This window comes from Paraburkholderia sp. BCC1876 (assembly GCF_902833695.1).
GTDB lineage: Bacteria > Pseudomonadota > Gammaproteobacteria > Burkholderiales > Burkholderiaceae > Paraburkholderia.
Genome location: NZ_CADFGI010000004.1, coordinates 651,408 through 669,352 on the forward strand (window position 1 = coordinate 651,408; position 17,945 = coordinate 669,352).

Annotated in this window: 15 protein-coding genes; 12 read left to right on the forward strand and 3 right to left on the reverse strand. The window is 63.5% G+C overall.

Annotated elements, in window-relative coordinates; translation table 11 throughout:
- Positions 1-103: 103 nt before the first annotated feature.
- The 8 genes from ugpQ to HWY05_RS18325 all read left to right on the forward strand — a co-directional run bounded on the left by ugpQ (position 104) and on the right by HWY05_RS18325 (position 10,236).
- Entirely contained in the window at positions 104-874 is a 771-nt protein-coding gene (gene ugpQ, locus HWY05_RS18290; protein ID WP_176059140.1) for a glycerophosphodiester phosphodiesterase, read from the forward strand.
- A gap of 103 nt (positions 875-977) precedes the next feature.
- Entirely contained in the window at positions 978-2,090 is a 1,113-nt protein-coding gene (locus HWY05_RS18295) for an ABC transporter substrate-binding protein (protein WP_035553726.1), read from the forward strand.
- Between the two features lie 136 nt (positions 2,091-2,226).
- Positions 2,227-3,174 carry an ABC transporter permease subunit gene (locus HWY05_RS18300; protein WP_035553723.1) on the forward strand — a complete coding sequence of 316 codons (948 nt, stop codon included), beginning with the start codon at positions 2,227-2,229 and terminating at the stop codon, positions 3,172-3,174.
- Complete coding sequence (locus HWY05_RS18305) at positions 3,171-3,962, forward strand: ABC transporter permease (protein ID WP_035553722.1); 792 nt, start codon at positions 3,171-3,173, stop codon at positions 3,960-3,962. Before HWY05_RS18300 ends, HWY05_RS18305 begins: the two co-directional genes overlap by 4 nt.
- Positions 3,963-4,018: 56 nt before the next feature.
- Entirely contained in the window at positions 4,019-5,089 is a 1,071-nt protein-coding gene (locus tag HWY05_RS18310) for an ABC transporter ATP-binding protein (RefSeq protein WP_035553718.1), read from the forward strand.
- A 416-nt stretch (positions 5,090-5,505) separates the two neighbouring features.
- The gene (locus HWY05_RS18315) at positions 5,506-6,786 is read left to right on the forward strand and encodes a dicarboxylate/amino acid:cation symporter (RefSeq protein WP_176059141.1); all 1,281 of its coding nucleotides are present in this window, start codon (positions 5,506-5,508) and stop codon (positions 6,784-6,786) included.
- Positions 6,787-6,859: 73 nt separating this feature from the next.
- Positions 6,860-8,866, forward strand: coding sequence for an ATP-binding protein (locus HWY05_RS18320; RefSeq protein ID WP_176059142.1), 2,007 nt, complete (start codon positions 6,860-6,862; stop codon positions 8,864-8,866).
- Positions 8,867-8,883: 17 nt separating this feature from the next.
- The gene (locus HWY05_RS18325) at positions 8,884-10,236 is read left to right on the forward strand and encodes a sigma-54 dependent transcriptional regulator (protein WP_176059212.1); all 1,353 of its coding nucleotides are present in this window, start codon (positions 8,884-8,886) and stop codon (positions 10,234-10,236) included.
- A 74-nt stretch (positions 10,237-10,310) separates the two neighbouring features.
- Here HWY05_RS18325 and HWY05_RS18330 read toward each other — a convergent pair whose 3' ends face one another.
- Positions 10,311-10,841, reverse strand: a complete 531-nt coding sequence (locus HWY05_RS18330) for a TlpA disulfide reductase family protein (protein ID WP_035553716.1) — start codon at positions 10,839-10,841, stop codon at positions 10,311-10,313.
- Positions 10,842-11,014: 173 nt separating this feature from the next.
- On the opposite strand from HWY05_RS18330, the gene HWY05_RS18335 reads away from it, so the two are divergent.
- Positions 11,015-11,716: a hypothetical protein gene (locus HWY05_RS18335; RefSeq protein WP_244146639.1), complete on the forward strand. Its 702-nt coding sequence runs from the start codon at positions 11,015-11,017 to the stop codon at positions 11,714-11,716.
- Positions 11,717-12,048: 332 nt separating this feature from the next.
- Here HWY05_RS18335 and HWY05_RS18340 read toward each other — a convergent pair whose 3' ends face one another.
- Together HWY05_RS18340 and HWY05_RS18345 are read right to left on the reverse strand one after the other, a co-directional pair.
- On the reverse strand, positions 12,049-13,650 hold the full coding sequence (locus HWY05_RS18340) for a YifB family Mg chelatase-like AAA ATPase (protein ID WP_176059143.1): 1,602 nt from the start codon (positions 13,648-13,650) through the stop codon (positions 12,049-12,051).
- 124 nt (positions 13,651-13,774) lie between these two features.
- Positions 13,775-14,032 (reverse strand): accessory factor UbiK family protein, encoded by a 258-nt coding sequence (locus tag HWY05_RS18345; RefSeq protein WP_035553708.1) that lies wholly within the window; start codon positions 14,030-14,032, stop codon positions 13,775-13,777.
- Between the two features lie 397 nt (positions 14,033-14,429).
- Between HWY05_RS18345 and HWY05_RS18350 the strand changes: the two genes are divergently transcribed.
- From HWY05_RS18350 to gshA, 3 genes are all read left to right on the forward strand, one after another.
- Positions 14,430-14,768 carry a P-II family nitrogen regulator gene (locus HWY05_RS18350; protein WP_006048089.1) on the forward strand — a complete coding sequence of 113 codons (339 nt, stop codon included), beginning with the start codon at positions 14,430-14,432 and terminating at the stop codon, positions 14,766-14,768.
- A gap of 44 nt (positions 14,769-14,812) precedes the next feature.
- Positions 14,813-16,321, forward strand: coding sequence for an ammonium transporter (locus HWY05_RS18355; RefSeq protein ID WP_035553706.1), 1,509 nt, complete (start codon positions 14,813-14,815; stop codon positions 16,319-16,321).
- 236 nt (positions 16,322-16,557) lie between these two features.
- Entirely contained in the window at positions 16,558-17,847 is a 1,290-nt protein-coding gene (gshA, locus tag HWY05_RS18360; RefSeq protein ID WP_035553704.1) for a glutamate--cysteine ligase, read from the forward strand.
- Positions 17,848-17,945 lie beyond the last annotated feature (98 nt).

Below are 17,945 nucleotides of genomic sequence, written 5' to 3' on the forward strand. Positions count from 1 at the left end.
CATGCCTATGCCGTCGTGGCCGTCACGGCCGGTAACGCGTCGAGAGCATATTTAACCCGCTCTATCGGGAAGGTAACGAGACGTGGCAAACGGGATTCATGAGATGAGCCGCACCTTGAGCGCAGACTGGCCGTATCCGCGGCTGGTCGCGCATCGCTGCGGCGGCACGTTGGCGCCGGAAAACACCCTGGCCGGGTTCGACGCCTGCGTGCGTTACGGCTACCGCATGGTCGAATTCGACGCCAAGCTTTCCGCCGACAATCAGCTCTTTCTGCTGCACGACGACACGCTCGAGCGCACCACGAACGGTCACGGCGCCGCCGCCGATCACACGTGGGCACAACTGAACACGCTGGATGCTGGCGCCTGGTACGGCGACAGCGCGCAATTCGCAGGCAACCATCTGCCCACGCTCGCCGAGGCGGCCGAGCGCTGCGCGCGTGAGGGCATCGCCGCGAACATCGAAATCAAACCGTGTCCGGGGCGCGACGCAATCACCGGCGCGCTGGTGGCAAGCGGCGCATCGACTTTGTGGCAAGGCCAAACGCCGCCGTTGCTGTCGTCGTTTTCGTTCGAGGCGTTGGCGGCGGCGCGCGACGCGGCGCCTGCGCTACAGCGCGGCATGCTGTTCGAAGAAGTGCCGGCGGACTGGTTGCGGATCGTGCGTGAACTCGACTGCGTGTCGCTGCATGCGAGCCACCGCTATCTGAGCGAGCCGCTGGTCGCCGAGATTCGCGCGGCCGGGCTGCGCGTACTGGCCTACACGGTGAACGACCCGGTGCGTGCGCAACTGCTCGCGCAATGGGGCGTCGACATGATTTGTACAGATCGCATCGATACACTGCATCACGACATGTTCTCCACGCCGGCCTGAACAGGTCGGAGGGCGCGCGCGTTGCTGCGCATCGGCGCACACCCTGAAGCTCGAACTAGAAATTTTCCAAACGTAGCAATTTCGGCAGAGGATGAGGAAGACCATGAACCGCACCGCGTTAGTCCGTTTACTTTCCATGTCGGCAGCGGCGGGCGTCGCCGCCGGCGCCAGCAGCATGGCTTACGCCGCGCCGCTCGACACACTGATCGCCGCTGCCAGGCAGGAAGGCCAGCTCACCGTGATCGCGTTGCCGCACGACTGGTGCAACTACGGCCAACTGGTGGCCGGCTTTCAGAAGAAGTACGGCATCAAGATCAACGAACTGAATCCGGATGCGGGTTCGGGCGACGAAGTCGAAGCGATCAAGGCGAACAAGGGCAACAAGGGCCCGCAAGCGCCGGACGTGATCGACGTGGGTCTGTCGTTCGGTCCGACCGCGAAGGCCGAAGGCCTGCTGCAACCGTACAAGGTCGCGACGTGGAACTCGATTCCGAAAGACTCGAAAGACGCTGACGGCTACTGGTACGGCGACTATTACGGCGTGCTGTCGTTCGAAGTGAACGCCGACATGATCGACAAGGCGCCGACCGACTGGAGCGATCTGCTCAAGCCCGATTACAAGAACGCCGTGTCGCTCGCAGGCGATCCGCGTACCGCCAACCAGGCTATCCAGGCCGTGTTCGCGGCCGGTCTGTCGCAAAGCAAAGGCGACGCGAGCAAGGCCGGCGCAGCAGGTCTGAAGTACTTCGCCGATCTGAACAAGAACGGCAACTTCGTGCCGGTGATCGGCAAGGCCGCTTCGCTCGCGCAAGGCACCACGCCGATCGTCGTGCGTTGGGACTACAACGCGCTGGCCGACCGCGACACGCTGAAGGGCAACCCGAAGGTCCAGGTGGTGATTCCGAAGACGGGCGTCGTCGCCGGTGTGTACGTTCAGGCGATCAGCGCTTACGCGCCGCATCCGAACGCCGCCAAGCTGTGGATGGAATACCTGTACTCGGACGAAGGCCAGATCGGCTGGCTGACGGGCTACTGCCACCCGATGCGCTACAACGAACTGGTGGCCGGCAAGAAGGTGCCGCAAGCGCTGCTCGACAAGCTGCCGCCGCCGTCGTCGTACAAGAACGTGGTGTTCCCGACGCTGTCCCAACAGGACGCCTATAAAGACACCATCACGAAGCAGTGGGACCAGGCGGTCGGCGCGAACGTCAAGTAAGCGACGCGGGTCGCCGCGGCGGCGGGGCACGCTCCGCGCCGTGGCGGCGAACCGTAATCCGAAGTATTGCCGTCGGCGTGCTGCTCGAGTTGAGCGGCACGCCTGGCGTTTTGCCAGACAGTCTCAAGGGTGAGCTATGAGCGCTTCATCGGATGCTGGAGCGGTGCAGCCGGAATTGCTGGTTCCGCTGGTTCCGCCTGTGCCCACGCCAACGCCTCGCGTCGACGGTCCGGGCCGCGCGTCGCAGTTTCTTGCCTGGATCGGCGTGGTGCCGTTCTTTACCTTCGCGCTGTTGTTCCTGATCTTGCCGACCGGCTTTCTGATGATCGGCGCATTCCAGGACGCGCAAGGTCATTTCACGCTCGGCAATTTCCGCGATCTGCTGCAGCCCACCGTGCTGGACGCGTACTGGATCAGCTTCAAGGTGAGCGCCGCGTCGTCGCTCGGCGGCGCCGTGATCGGCTCACTGCTCGCGTGGGCCGCGGTGCAGGGCAAACTCCCCGGCTGGATTCGCCCTACGCTGATGACGTTTTCCGGCGTGGCGTCGAACTTTGCCGGCGTGCCGCTCGCGTTTGCTTTCATCTGCACATTGGGGCGCGTCGGCCTCGTCACCGTGCTGCTGAAAAAGTATCTCGGCTTCAACCTTTACTCCACGGGCTTCAGCATTCTGAGCTTTTCCGGCCTGACGCTGACCTATCTGTATTTCCAGATTCCCTTGATGGTGCTGATCGTCACGCCCGCGCTCGACGGCCTGAAGCGCGAATGGCGCGAAGCCTGCGACTGCCTGGGCGGCACCTCGTATCAATACTGGCGCTACGTCGCGCTGCCGGTGCTGTGGCCGAGCGTGCTCGGCGCGGCGCTGCTGCTGTTCGCCAATTCGTTCGGCGCGGTCGCCACGGCTTATGCATTGACGGGCAGCTCGCTGAACATCGTCACGATCCTGCTGTATGCGCAGATTCGCGGCGACGTGATGCACAACCAGAACCTCGGCTACGCACTCGCGCTCGGCATGGTGCTCGTGACCGGGCTGTCGAACGGCGGCTACATCTGGCTGCGCTCGCGCGCTGAAAGGGGACGTCGATGAAAAGCCAATCGCGCGTAGGGGCGTGGACGGCGATGATCGTCGGCTCGCTGTATTTTCTGATTCCGCTGATCGCGACCTTCGAGTTCAGCATGCGGATGAAGCGCGGCGTGTACAGCTTCGAGGCGTATCACGTCGTGCTGAGCGATCCGCGCTTTCAGGCCTCGTTCGGCTATTCGATTTTGATGGCGTTACTGACGATCGTCGTCGGCGTGCTGCTGGTGGTGCCAACCGCTTACTGGGTGCAATTGCGGCTGCCGAAGCTGCGTCCGCTCGTCGAGTTCATCACGCTGTTGCCGCTGGTGGTGCCGGCCATCGTGATCGTGTTCGGCTATCTGCGCATCTACAACAGCAGTTCGATTCTGCCGCTCACCGGCAACGAGCGCGCGACGGATCTGCTGCTGGTGTGCGGCTACGTGACGCTGTCGCTGCCGTACATGTACCGCTCGGTCGACGCTGGTCTGCGCGCCGTCGACGTGCGCTCGCTCACTGAAGCGGCTGAGTGCCTCGGCGCGAGCTGGCCCACCATTCTGTTCAAGGTGATCTTTCCGAATATCCGCTCGGGCATTCTGTCCGGCGCGTTTCTCACCTTTGCCGTGGTGATCGGCGAGTTCACCTTCGCGAGCCTGCTCGACCGGCCCGCATTCGGTCCGTATCTGCAACTGATCGGCGCGAATCGCGCGTACGAGCCCTCGGCGCTCGCGATCATTGCATTCGTGATCACGTGGGCGTCGATGGGATTGATTCAGGTATTCGGTTCGGCCCGCGCGTTGAGCGGCCAGAAAGTTTGACGTCGGTTTGACGTTAGGTTGACGTTAATAAGTTTGACGCACTGAGGCAGCGAATCATGGCATTCCTTGAGATCGAAAATCTGCACAAGTCCTTCGGGGCGAACACGGCGTTGCATCACTTCGACATGAAGATCGAGCGCGGCGAGTTCATTACTTTCCTCGGGCCATCGGGTTGCGGCAAAACGACCGTGCTGCGCATGATCGCCGGCTTCGAAACGCCGACGCGCGGCATCATCCGGCTCGACAACAAAGACGTCACGCATCTGCGCACGCGGCAACGCAAGGTCGGCATGGTGTTCCAGTCGTACGCGCTGTTTCCGAACATGACGGTGGCGGACAACATCGGCTTTGGGCTGAAGATTAATCATCGGCCGCAGGCGGAGATCAAGCAGCGCGTCGACGAGATGCTGCAACTGATCAAGCTGCCGCATCTCGGCGAGCGTTATCCGTGGCAACTGTCGGGCGGTCAGCAGCAGCGTGTCGCGTTGGCGCGGGCGTTGGCCGGCAAGCCGCAAGTGCTGTTGCTCGACGAGCCGCTCTCCGCGCTCGACGCGAAGATCCGTATTTCGCTGCGCCAGGACATTCGCGCGTTGCAGCGCGAGCTGGGCATCACGTCGATTTTCGTCACGCACGATCAGGAAGAGGCGCTGTCCATTTCCGACCGCATCGTCGTGATGAACGAAGGGCGTGTGGAGCAGATCGGCACGCCGTCCGAGATCTACAACTATCCGCGTACGCGCTTCGTGGCGTCGTTTGTGGGCACGCTGAATATTCTGGCGGGGCACGTGGTCGATCCGGCTACCGGCCGGATGGCGGTGGATGGTCAGGAGTTGACGACCACCCAGGCACTGCCGTCGGACGACGCCGGCAAGCAACGCCTGCTCGCACTGCGGCCTGAAGCGATCGTGCTGGAGCCGGCCGCGCCGGGCCGCAACACGCTGAACGCGACCGTCGAAGAAGTGAATTTCCTCGGCGCCGTGGTGCGTATCAGAACGCGCGTGAAAGACGCAGTGATTTCGCTCGATGTGTTCAACGACCCGAATCGCGGTCTGCCTGAGCGGGGCCAGCCGGTGTCGCTGGGTTTCTCGCACGAGAATCTGCTTGTGCTGGAAGAAGGCGCGGTTTAAACGTCGCTGGTTCAGGCGGCGCGTCTTCCGCTGAGTAAGGCAAAAGCGCGCCGCCAAAAAGCCTCGGGGTTTTCCCGAGGCTCGCGTCTCGATGCATTCTGGATTCCCCGACACCCTTCGTCCGGATTTCCGGAATCCCGGACGGCATATCGCGTCGCGTCTCAAAAAAACCATAAAAATCAACGCGCCGAGTCCGGCATCAAGCTGGCATCGACCTTGCAATTTAGAACACGCGGCCGCAACGGTCCGACAACTAAAGCAAGGAGACAACGATGTCTGATTTCCCTTCCCGGTATTTCTGAATTCGTCGTCTTGTCGCGGCCTAATGCCGTGCTCAGGCGTGACGAGTTTTCGCATTCGTTCGCATGATGCGCGGCGTGGCAGGCCATGAGCTCATCCATATCGCAGGAAACATCGTGAAAAAACCTATCCATAAAGTGCTGTACGTCCAGGTGATCGTGGCGATCATCATCGGCATCGCGCTCGGACACTACTACCCGAATCTCGCCGTCGACATGAAGCCGCTCGGCGACGGTTTCATCAAGCTGATCAAGATGGTGATCGGGCCGATCATCTTCTGTACGGTGGTGACGGGTATCGCCGGCATGGAAGATATGAAGAAGGTCGGACGCGTGGGCGGCAAGGCGCTGCTGTACTTTGAAATCGTCTCGAGCTTCGCGCTCGTGCTCGGCCTGATCGCGACGCACGTGCTCAAGCCGGGCGTCGGCTTCAACATCGACCCGGCCACGCTCGACGGCAAAGCCGTCGCGTCGTACGCCGCGAAGGCACACGGCCAGACGACCGTGGACTTCCTGATGCACATCATTCCGGACACGCTCACGTCGGCTTTCGCGCAAGGCGAAATCCTGCAGATCCTGCTGATCGCGCTGCTGTTCGGCGCGGTGCTCGCGACGGCCGGCGAGAAGGGCAAGGTCGTGACGAATTTCATCGACGGTCTTTCGCATGTGCTGTTCGGCGTAGTGCGCATCATCACGAAGCTGGCGCCGATCGGCGCGTTCGGCGCGATGGCCTTCACGATCGGCAAGTACGGCATCGGCTCTCTGCTGCCTATGCTCAAGCTGATCGGCACGTTCTATCTGACGTCGATCGTGTTCGTGGTGGTCGTGCTCGGCATCATCGCGCGCGCGGTGGGCTTTAATATCCTGCGCTTCGTCGCGTACATCAAGGAAGAGATGCTGATCGTGCTGGGCACGAGCTCGTCGGAAGCCGCGCTGCCGCAACTGATGCTGAAGCTCGAAAAGCTCGGCTGCTCGCGCTCGGTGGTGGGCCTCGTGGTGCCGACCGGTTACTCGTTCAATCTCGACGGCACCAACATCTACATGACGATGGCCGTGCTGTTCATCGCCCAGGCGACCAACATCGACCTCACGTGGACGCAGCAACTCACGCTGCTGGCGGTGACGATGCTGACCTCGAAGGGCGCCAGCGGCGTGACGGGCGCGGGCTTCATCACGCTGGCCGCGACGCTGGCCGTGGTGCCGACCATTCCGCTGTCAGGCATGGTGCTGATTCTCGGCATCGACCGCTTCATGAGCGAGTGCCGTGCGCTGACCAACATCGTCGGCAATGGTGTGGCGACGGTGGTGGTGTCGGCATGGGAAAAGGAACTGGACCGCGACAAGCTGAATGCCGCGCTGCGCGGCGAGGTGGCGCTCAAAGAGCCGGCCGGCGTTTAAGCCGGGCTTCAGCTCCGGTTTCGACGCTCAGCGCGGTTTTTACTTCAACCTCGACCTCCACGGCCGCCCGCATATGAAACGGGTGGCCGTGCGCCCAACCCCCGCGCCGCCGGCCGACCAAACTCGCGCCGGCGGCGCTTCGCCTTATGCCACAATAAACGATCCCCACCGATCGGATATTGCCAACGTGACGCGCCGCCTGCTGATCCTCTTCGCGCTCGTCGTCGGGCTCGTGGCGGCGTGCGGGCTCACGTACAGCATTGCGTGGCAACGCGGCATCGACAATTTGCGGCGCAACGCCGCGGTGCGCGTGGATCGCACCGCCAACGCGCTGAAGAGCACGCTCGAGCGCTACGAATCGTTGCCTTATCTGCTGGCTGAACATCCCATCGTGCAGGACGTGCTGGTCGATCCGACGCCGGCCAACGTGCAGCGCGCCAATCTCTATCTGGAAGACCTCAACCGCCACGCGCGCGCTACGGTCACCTACATCATTCCGCTCGACGGCTATTGCGTGGCCGCGAGCAACTGGCACGGACCGCAAAGCTTTATCGGCGCGGGTTATCAATTCCGGCCGTATTTCCTCGACGCGGTGAAGGGCGGCGTGGGTCGCTTCTTCGGCATCGGCACGATCTCGCAGGCGCCCGGCTATTACATCTCGCAGCCGGTGCGACGCGACGGGAAGATCGTCGGTGTGGCGGTCGTTAAACTCGATCTCGAATGGTTCCAGGGTGCGGATGCGTCCGAGCCGCTCGTCGTTGCCGACGACCACGGCGTGATCTTTCTCTCGTCGATGCCCGCGTGGAAATATCACACGATCCGGCCGCTGTCCGGCCAGGTCGCCGATTCGATCTACCAGGCGCGTCAATACGCGCAACAGCCCATCGCGCCGCTGCCCGTCACGATCGAGCGCACGCTGGAGGGCAATGCGCAGATCGTGCGCATTGGCGGCGGCCGCTATGCGCCGCGCTACCTTGCGTCGCGGCGCGGCATGGGCGAACCGGACTGGCATCTGCTCACGATGTCGCCCGTCGATCCGGTCGATGCGGACGCGCGCAATGCAACCATCGTCACGGCTTTCGGCTACGTGTCGCTCGTATTGTTCGCGTTCTACTGGCGCATGCGCCGTGCTCGCGTGCGCGAGGTGATGCGCAGCCGCGCGATGCTGCAAAAGGCGTACGCGGAATTGAACCGGCGCGTCGCCGAACGCACGGCCGACCTCTCCGAAGCGAACGAGCAATTGCACAAGGAAGTGGCTGAACGCACGCGCGCCGAACAGGAGTTGCGCGCCGCGCACGACGAGCTGATCCAGGCGAGCAAGCTCGCCGCGCTCGGTCAGATGGCGGCGGGTATCACGCATGAATTGAATCAGCCGCTCGCTGCGTTGCGCGGTTTCTCGGACAACACGCTCGTGCTGCTTGAGCGCGGCGACCAGGCGTCGGCGCGTGAGAACCTCGAAGCGATCGCCGCGCTCACCGAGCGCATGGGCAAGATCACCAATCAGTTGAAGCTGTTCGTCGGACGCGCGCGGCCACGCAGTGCACGCGCGCCGATCGTGCGGGCGTTGCGCAACGTCGTCGCGCTGCTGCAAAAGCGCTTGCAAGGCGTGGAAGTCGAGTACGTGCTAGTCGACGCGGACGCCGGCAGCGCCACGCGTACGCCGCTCAGTCTCGCCGACGACCATCCCGACCTGATCGCGCATTGCGACGACCTGCGGCTCGAACAGGTGTTGATCAACCTGCTCGGCAACGCGCTCGACGCCACCGCCGGCCTGAAGCCGCCGCGCATCACGATCGAGATCGACGTGTCGGCTAGCAACCTCTCGTTCGCGGTCAGCGACAACGGCCCCGGCGTTCCCGACGACGTCCTGCCGCGTCTGTTCGAGCCGTTCTTCACGACCAAGGAAATGGGCCAGGGACTGGGCCTCGGACTGGCGATCTCGTCGTCGATTGCCCGCGATTGCGGCGGCACGCTGGTGGCACGCAACGCGGCCGACGGCGGCGCACTCTTCGTCCTGACGCTGCGCCGCGCGCGCGTGCAGACGAGTCACCCCCCGGACCCGTTGACCACGGGTTCATGAATCAGACGGAAAACGCCATGCTGAACCACGGCCTGCAAGTGCTGTATATCGAAGACGACGAACTGGTGCGGCGCGCGAGCGTGCAGAGTTTGCAACTGGCGGGCTTCGAGGTGATCGGCCATGCGTCGGCGGAATCCGCGGCGAAGATGATCCGCGCGGATTTCTCCGGCGTGGTGGTCAGCGACATCCGCTTGCCCGGCGCGAGCGGTCTCGATCTGCTCGCGCAATGGCACGAGCGCGCGCCCGACGTGCCGGTGATTCTGGTCACCGGCCACGGCGATATCTCGATGGCCGTGCAGGCCATGCGCGACGGCGCCTACGACTTCATCGAAAAACCGTTCGCGTCGGAGCGCCTGATCGAAACCGTGCGGCGCGCGTTGGAGCGCCGCAAGCTGGTGCTCGAGAACATCGCGCTGCGTCGTGAGTTGGCGGAACAGAATTCGGTGGCACCGCGAATCATCGGCCGCAGTCCGGCAATCGAACAGGTGCGTCGGCTGATCGCCAATGTCGCGCCGACCGACGCGTCCGTGCTGATCAACGGCGACACCGGCGCGGGCAAGGAGTTGATCGCGCGCAGTCTGCACGAGTTGTCGCAGCGACGTGACCGGCCGTTTATCGCGGTGAACTGCGGCGCGTTGCCGGAGCCGATGTTCGAGTCGGAAATGTTCGGCTACGAGCCGGGCGCTTTCACCGGCGCGGCGAAACGCCGGATCGGCAAGCTCGAACACGCGTCGGGCGGCACGCTGTTTCTCGACGAAATCGAAAGCATGCCGCTCGCGTTGCAGGTCAAGCTGCTGCGCGTGTTGCAGGACGGCGTGCTGGAACGGCTCGGCTCGAATCAGCCGATCCGCGTGAATTGCCGGGTCGTCGCCGCCGCTAAGGGCGACATGGCCGAACATGTCGCGGACGGTTCGTTCCGGCGCGATCTGCTGTACCGGTTGAACGTGGTGACGATCGCGCTGCCGCCGTTGGGCGAGCGGCGCGAGGACATCGTGCCGTTGTTCGAGCATTTTCTGCTGGACGCGGCAGTGCGTTATCAGCGGCCCGCGCCGATCCTCACCGACCGGCAGCGCGCCAGCCTGATGCAGCGCGACTGGCCGGGCAACGTGCGGGAACTGCGCAATGCCGCCGACCGCTTCGTGCTCGGTGTCGCCGACGATCCGGTGATGTCGTTCACCGACGACAGCGCGACCGCGCAACCGTTGAAGGAACGCGTCGAGCAATTCGAGCGAGCGGTGATTGCGGAAGCGTTGGAACAAACTGGCGGCGTCGTGGCGGTCGCGGCCGACAGACTGCAGCTAGGCAAGGCAACGCTATACGAGAAGATCAAGCGATATGGCCTGGCGGCCAAAGGCGAAGGGGAACGCTAGAAATGAAAACGCCGGCCTCGAAGTACGAGGCCGGCGTGTTTGAATCGGGTTCGATCTGCGGGGCGGGGTAAAACTTAAGCCGCGTTCAGTGCCTTTTCCAGCAGCTTGTCGAGTTCCGCGAACTGCGGCTCGCCGACGTAGCGCTTCAGAATCTTGCCGTCTTTGTCGACGAGGAAAGTGGTCGGCGTGAGTTGCACGTTGCCGAACTGCTTGGCGACCGAACCGTCGTCCATCGCGACCTTGAACGGCAACTGGCGGGTTTGCGAGTAGTTGGCTACGTACATCGGCGCGTCGTAGTTCATGGCGACGGCGACGAATTCGAGACCCTTGCCCTTGAAGCGGTTATAGGTCTGGACCATCTGCGGCATTTCCTTCATGCAGGTGTCGCAACTGGTCGCCCAGAAGTTGACCAGGTAGACCTTGCCCTTCAGGTCGGCGGTCGATACTTTCTGGCCCGACAACAGCGTGAAGGTGGCATCCGGCACGCGTTGCTGACCGGCAAACGCGAAATAACCCGCGACGGCGATCGCCACCGCGACAACGGCAATGATCACGTAGCGAAGCGGATTCGCGCGCTTGGCGGCGGTAGACGGAGTGGAGCTCATGAACGGAACCTCGAGAGTCGCGCAGAACGCGCGGGACAGTGCGCCGGTTTGGGCCTTGGGGCCCGGGACTGTTTAGTGCCGCTATTGTAGCGCCATTCGGGTGGCGGGGCAGGACGCCGGCCGGCAGCGGATAATAGGGTTTTACGTTCTCGTCAGTCCGATCTTCCGTCCCCATGTTCCGAACTGCTTTTGACGTTTTGCATCGCGCCGGTTTCTTCTTCGCTCGAATTCCGCGTCGTCCTTCCTTTTTCAGCCGGTTCGCGGCGGGTTCGCGCGGCAGTCTCCCAACTGCCGGCGCGGCCGCTGCCCGGCGTGCGCCGCGCGCATGGACGCTCTTCGGCACCGCCGCGTGCTTGCTGGCGCTGGGCGCCGCGCTGAGCGCCGCGCTGAGCGCCTGCTCGCCGACTTTCGACTGGCGCACCATCATGAATAACGACAACGGCTACACCGTCGATCTGCCGGCCAAGCCGGGCAACGATCAGCGGGCGGTGCAGATCGGCGGCGTCTCGATGCAGATGGCGATGCAAACCGCCGAAGCCGGCGACGCGGTGTTCGCCGTCGGCACGGTTATGCTGCCGAACGACAACGAAGCGACCCAGCGCGCCGCGCTGGACTTTCTGCGCACGGGGCTCGCCCGTAACGTGGGCGCCGCGCCGGACGCGCGGGCGGTCCAGATTCCGCTCGCCGCGGGCGGCCAGGTGCTGGGTCTGGAAATGAAGCTGAGCGGTGAAGCGGGCTCGCAGCACGAAACGCGCACCGTCTACGCGCGGTTGGTGGCGCACGGTCGCCACGTCTACCAGGCGGCCATCATCGCGTCCAAACCACTGCAGCAGGAACAGGTCGACCAATTTTTTTCGTCGTTCCAGCTGTATTAAAAGAGGTATTTTTGGCCGATTCGGCGCACGCCAGATCGTTGGACACAGTGAAAGTTCATTCGTAGCATCGCGCGCTAATTCCCGGTTTACGTTGAAGTTTTTCCATTACCTGCAGGTCCTGTGGATAACTCTGTTGAGAACTCGGCGAAAATTGTCGCGGATGCCCATCTGGTGGGCACTCTGTCAGATTCGGCTCGTGCTTCATGATTAAAAAAACTCAATAAAATCAATGCTTTTCTCGTGCGCGCGTCGCTGGACCTTTCAGTTGTATCCAAATCTGTTTGGAACGCCCGTATGTGCATAAGTCAAGTCTTGACAGCATATTTTTCGCCTCATAGCGATCCGAAAGCGCGGCGGTACTGAATCGCCTCGCCGACTTGCGCGACGCTCGGCATGGCCGCGCCGGCGAGGTCCGCAATGGTTCGCGCGACCTTCAAAACCCGGTAATAAGCGCGCGCCGACCAGCCGAAGCGCTCGCCGGCTTCGCGCAGCAGGGCTTCGCCCGCCGCGTCCGGGCGACAGACTTCGTCCACTTCCCGTCCTGAGAGTTCGCGGTTGGTTTTGCCTTGCCGTTGCAACTGCCGTTCGCGAGCCGCCGCCACCCGCTGGGCGATGCCTGCGCTGGCTTCCCCGATTGCGCTCGAACGACCCGACAGTTCCGCCGACGTGAGCGCCGGAATCTCGATCTGGATATCGATTCTGTCGAGCAGCGGCCCGGACAGCTTGCGCAGATAGCGCGCCGCGATCTCCGGCGTGCAGCGGCAACGTCCGCCCGGGTCGCCGCGCCAGCCGCACGGACACGGGTTCATCGCGGCGATCAACTGGCAGGCCGCCGGAAAATCCGCCTGCAAGGCGGCGCGCGAAATAGTGATGCGGCCGGCTTCGAGCGGCTCGCGCAGCGTCTCAAGGACATGGCGGTCGAATTCAGGCAGTTCGTCGAGGAACAGCACGCCGAGGTGCGCCAAGGTGATCTCGCCGGGTTGCGGCGGATTGCGTCCGCCGACCAGCGCCGCCGCGCTCGACGAATGATGCGGCGCGCGAAACGGCCGCTGCCGCCACTGCGACGGCACGAAGCCCGTGCGGCTTGCGGACAGCAGGGCGGCTGAGCTGAGCGCTTCGTCGTCGGTCATGGGCGGCAGCAGGCTCGGCAAGCGCGCGGCGAGCATGGACTTGCCCGCGCCGGGCGGTCCGATCAGCAACACGTGGTGTCCGCCGGCCGCGGCGACTTCGAGTGCACGACGCGCGCCGCGCTGGCCGATGACGTCCGCCATGTCTAGAGGTAGTGCGGCAGGTGCGATATCGGTGAGGTTGGGAGCCGCAACCGGCACGAGCCGCGAGTCCGGTTCGCCCGCGAGGTGGGCGCAGAGCGAGGGCAGGTCGGCGGCGCCGTAGACATCGACGCCGGGTACGAGCGCCGCTTCCGCTGCGCTCGCGGCGGGCAGGTAGAGCTGCGGCGTGGGATGGGCCGCGCCCGCGCTTAGCGCGGCCGACACCGTCGAGTCGACAGTCCCCGCCACGCCGCCATTCAAAGTACCCGCACTGCGCGCCGTCCCGCACGCCATCGCAAACGCGCCGCGCATGGGCCGCAGCGCACCGGTCAGCGACAACTCGCCGGCAAACTCGCGATGCAACAACGATTCGGGGGGAATCTGCCCGCTCGCCGCGAGAATGCCCAGCGCGATCGGCAGATCGAAACGGCCGGATTCCTTCGGCAAATCGGCGGGCGCCAGATTGACGGTGATACGTCGTACGGGGAAGTCGAAGTTGCAGTTCTGCAGCGCTGCGCGCACGCGCTCGCGGCTTTCGCGTACTTCCAGATCAGGCAGGCCGACGATCGAAAAAGAGGGTAATCCGTTCGCGAGGTGGACCTCGACGGTTACTTCAGGCGCGCGGCCAGAGGCCGGCGCGCGACTGCGCACCACGGCAAGCGACATGTTTTCTCCCGTCGGACGGCGCGCCGGGGCGCGCGCAAGTCCCCTAAAACGCTGATGACGTCACGGCTCGCTTGCCTGTGAAGTGGGCAGCACTGCGGCAGCGCTGACGCTGCGCAGTAGGGCGTTACGGCGTCTGGGTCGCGACCGGCAGCTTCTGTTCGAGTTCGGCGACGCGGCGCTCCAGTTCTTCAAGGCGCGCGCGGGTGCGCACCAGCACCTGAGTCTGCGTATCGAATTCTTCACGCGTGACCAGGTCAAGCTTCGAAAAACCCTGCGACAGCATGGCTTTGACGTTGCGTTCGACATCTTTGGCCGGCGAGTTCTTGAACAGCTCGCTCATGCGTGCCTGGAAGTCGTTAAAAACGTCGTTCGGTTGTTTCATCGTGTTCCCCTTGGTGCACAAAAAATGTGCATGTTTCGTTACGTCTGTGCTTTGTTACGGCGAATGGGCGGTCTTGGTGCATTGCCCGTTGCGTGCCGTTGCCGCATGAGCCCCTTTGGTGCGCGCCCGTGCGTTCAGAACCTTCGAACACTCTAGCAACGATCCAAACGCCGCGCCAGCGCGCCCGGCCAACGTTGGCCATCCGGCCAGGGCCGCTTGCGCCCCTTTGCCGGCGTGCCCGGTGCGCAGTCTGACACAACATGGCATGCGAGTTGCTGTTACTGCCCCGCGCGCACTGTCGGGAGCTTTTTACCGGCAGCGAAACGAGACCACGCGAACGGGTTACGAGTACGCAAACGGGTTACGCAACGGGTTACGCAACTTAGCGAGGGATTTCATGAAACTCATTACCGCAATCATCAAGCCGTTCAAGCTCGATGAGGCGCGCGAAGCCTTGTCGGCCATCGGCGTCTCGGGCATCACGGTGACGGAAGTCAAAGGCTTCGGCCGCCAGAAGGGCCACACGGAGCTGTATCGCGGCGCCGAATACGTGGTCGATTTCCTGCCGAAGGTGAAGATCGAGGCCGCTGTCTCGGACGACATCGTCGACCAGGCGATCGAGGCGCTCGAACGTGCTGCGCGCACCGGCAAAATCGGCGACGGCAAGATCTTCGTCACGCCGATCGAACAGGTCATCCGGATTCGCACCGGGGAGACCGGCGCGGACGCTCTGTAACAACAAAAGATAGCGACACAGATAAGCGACAAGAGGAAACGAAGATGCGCAAACTATTGATGTCCTTGCTGATGGCCGGTTCGCTGCTCGCGGGCGGTATCGGCGCCGCCCTCGCGGACGACGCTTCCGCCCCCGCAGCCGCTTCGGCCGCTGCTTCCGATACGACGGCGAGTGCGCCGGCGCCGGACGCTTCGGCGGCGCCTGCCGCCGCCGCGGCTTCGGCACCGGCCGCTGACGCGTCCGCCGCGCCGGCTGCCAGCGCCGCTGCCGCCGCACCAGCAGCATCGGACGCTGCGCCGGCTGCCCCGACCGCGCCGTTCTCGGTCGACTCGTCGAAGATCAATTCGGGCGACACCGCCTGGATGCTGACCTCCACCGCGCTCGTGCTGTTCATGACGATCCCGGGTCTGGCGCTGTTCTACGGCGGCATGGTCCGCAAGAAAAGCGTGCTCGCGATCCTGATGCAAAGCTTCGCGATCACCTGCCTCGTGTCGATCATCTGGGTGGTGGTGGGCTACAGCCTCGCCTTCACGCCGGGCAACTCGTTCATCGGCGGTTTCTCGCGCTTCTTCATGGCGGGCATGAACTACATCAAGGGCGACAAGGCCACGACGCTGACCGTCAGCCACCTGGCCCCGACGATTCCCGAAACGGTCTACGTCGTCTATCAGATGACGTTCGCGATCATCACCCCGGCACTGATCACGGGCGCGTTTGCCGACCGTATGAAGTTCTCGGCGATGCTCGTGTTCATGACGCTGTGGTCGATCATCGTCTACTCGCCGATCGCGCACATGGTCTGGGAACCGACCGGCTGGCTGGCTAGCGCCGGCATCCTCGACTTCGCGGGCGGCACGGTGGTGCACATCAACGCCGGTATCGCGGCGCTGGTCTGCGCGCTGGTGCTCGGCAAGCGTGTCGGTTACGGCAAGGAAGCGATGGCGCCGCACAACCTGACGCTCACGCTGATTGGTGGCGCGATGCTGTGGGTGGGCTGGTTCGGCTTCAACGCGGGTTCGGCCGTGGCGGCTGACGGCCGTGCCGGTTTCGCGATGTTCGCAACGCAAGTGGCAACGGCTGCAGCAGCACTCGCATGGATGTTCGCCGAATGGGCGACCAAGGGTAAGCCGTCGGTACTCGGTATCGTGTCGGGCGCCGTGGCAGGTCTGGTGGCCATTACGCCGGCTTCGGGCTTCGTCGGTATGACGGGCTCGCTGGTGATCGGCATTGCGGCAGGCGTGATCTGCTTCTGGTCGGCCACGTGGCTCAAGCACAAGCTCGGTTACGACGACTCGCTCGACGCGTTCGGCGTGCACTGCATCGGCGGTATCGTGGGTGCGCTGCTGACCGGTGTGTTCGCGGTCAAGGACATCGGCGGCGCGGACGGCAGCGTTGTTCTGCAAGCCAAGGGCGTGCTGACGACGCTGGTCTACAGCGGCGTGGTGAGCTACATCCTGCTGAAGGTGATCGATATGGTGATGGGCATCCGCGTGACGGAAGAACAGGAACGCGAAGGTCTGGACGTGAGCCTGCACGGCGAACACGTCGAATAAACTCCGGCAGTCGGCGCCGCCTGGCGGCGCTGACCCGAAAGCAACAAGCGCAGCGATTTTGGCCCGCCTTTCACGGCGGGCTTTTTTCTTGGCGCTTATCTTGTAAACAGTAGTTTTCCCCGCCTATCATCACGATAGCGAGAATGCATTCGCGTCCGCTTGCGAATGGAGAAACCGTCCCCAAATGGACAAAGCATTTGCAATACAATCTTTTTTCTCCAGTCTGCGAGTGATCAATGGTTCCGCACCTAGTTACGGCGTTAAACGGCCCGCTGCTCGACCTCGAGCGGAAGATCCTCGACGCCACGCCCGCCATCGAACGCTGGTTCCGGCTCGAATGGCAGGAGCACACGCCGCCGTTCTACTGTTCGGTCGACCTGCGTAACGCGGGCTTCAAGCTCGCGCCGGTCGACACCAATCTGTTCCCCGGCGCATTCAACAATCTGCCGCAGGAAGTGTTGCCGCTCGCCGTGCAGGCCGCGATGGCGTCGATCGAAAAGATCTGCCCGGACGCGAAGAACCTGCTGGTGATTCCCGAGCGCCATACCCGCAACGCGTTTTATCTCGAGAACGTCGCCCGGCTGGCGGCGATCATGCGTCAGGCCGGTTTGAACGTGCGCTTCGGCACGCTCGACGAAAGCATCAACGGGCCGGTCACGATCGCGCTGTCCGACGGCCAGAAGCTCGTGCTCGAACCGCTCGAACGCACGCCGCGGCGCCTGGGGCTGAAGAATTTCGATCCGTGTTCGATTCTGCTGAACAATGATCTGTCGGGCGGCATTCCTCCGATTCTGGAAAATCTGCACGAGCAGTATCTGCTGCCGCCGTTGCATGCCGGCTGGGCCGTGCGTCGTAAATCGACGCATTTCTCCTGCTATGACGACGTCGCGAAGAAGTTCGCGAAGATGGTCGAGATCGATCCGTGGATGATCAATCCGTACTTCGCGCATGTGGAAGGCGTCGACTTCCAGGAGCGCACCGGCGAAGAAGCGCTGGCGGATGCGATCGACGGCGTGCTGAAGAAGATCGCCAAGAAGTATCGCGAGTACGGCATCGCCGAGAAACCGTATGTCGTGATCAAGTCGGACGCCGGCACTTACGGCATGGGCGTGATGACGGTGCACGACGCTTCTGAAGTCGCCGCGCTCACCAAGCGCGAACGCGCCAAGATGGCGGCGACCAAAGACGGCCTCGAAGTGCACGACGTGATCGTGCAGGAAGGCGTGTACACCTTCGAACGGCTCGGCGACGAAGTCGCGGAACCGGTCGTGTACATGATCGACCGTTACGTCGTGGGCGGCTTTTACCGCGTGCACGGCAGCCGCGAGCGCGATCAGAATCTGAATGCGCCCGGCATGCACTTCGTGCCGCTCGGCTTCGAACACACGGCGCTGCCGGATGCACACGCCAAGCCCGGCGCGGCGCCGCCGAACCGCTTCTATATGTATGGCGTGGTGGCGCGGCTTGGCTTGCTGGCCGCTTCGGTCGAGCTGGAAAAGACCGATCCGGAAGCGATTCAGGTTTAAGCCACCCAGGGTGGTCGATGGCGGCGCGTGCCGCCATTGTCATTTTTAACGCGTAGATTGACGCTCAATGCCAAGCCCATCAGGGCGCACCGGGACCT

Coding starts and splice junctions, on each gene's coding strand:
- ugpQ (WP_176059140.1), top strand. CDS start 104: ATGAGCCGCACCTTGAGCGCAGACTGGCCGTATCCGCGGCTGGTCGCG.
- HWY05_RS18295 (WP_035553726.1), top strand. CDS start 978: ATGAACCGCACCGCGTTAGTCCGTTTACTTTCCATGTCGGCAGCGGCG.
- HWY05_RS18300 (WP_035553723.1), top strand. CDS start 2,227: ATGAGCGCTTCATCGGATGCTGGAGCGGTGCAGCCGGAATTGCTGGTT.
- HWY05_RS18305 (WP_035553722.1), top strand. CDS start 3,171: ATGAAAAGCCAATCGCGCGTAGGGGCGTGGACGGCGATGATCGTCGGC.
- HWY05_RS18310 (WP_035553718.1), top strand. CDS start 4,019: ATGGCATTCCTTGAGATCGAAAATCTGCACAAGTCCTTCGGGGCGAAC.
- HWY05_RS18320 (WP_176059142.1), top strand. CDS start 6,860: ATGAAACGGGTGGCCGTGCGCCCAACCCCCGCGCCGCCGGCCGACCAA.
- HWY05_RS18325 (WP_176059212.1), top strand. CDS start 8,884: ATGCTGAACCACGGCCTGCAAGTGCTGTATATCGAAGACGACGAACTG.
- HWY05_RS18330 (WP_035553716.1), bottom strand. CDS start 10,841: ATGAGCTCCACTCCGTCTACCGCCGCCAAGCGCGCGAATCCGCTTCGC.
- HWY05_RS18335 (WP_244146639.1), top strand. CDS start 11,015: ATGTTCCGAACTGCTTTTGACGTTTTGCATCGCGCCGGTTTCTTCTTC.
- HWY05_RS18340 (WP_176059143.1), bottom strand. CDS start 13,650: ATGTCGCTTGCCGTGGTGCGCAGTCGCGCGCCGGCCTCTGGCCGCGCG.
- HWY05_RS18345 (WP_035553708.1), bottom strand. CDS start 14,032: ATGAAACAACCGAACGACGTTTTTAACGACTTCCAGGCACGCATGAGC.
- HWY05_RS18350 (WP_006048089.1), top strand. CDS start 14,430: ATGAAACTCATTACCGCAATCATCAAGCCGTTCAAGCTCGATGAGGCG.
- HWY05_RS18355 (WP_035553706.1), top strand. CDS start 14,813: ATGCGCAAACTATTGATGTCCTTGCTGATGGCCGGTTCGCTGCTCGCG.
- gshA (WP_035553704.1), top strand. CDS start 16,558: ATGGTTCCGCACCTAGTTACGGCGTTAAACGGCCCGCTGCTCGACCTC.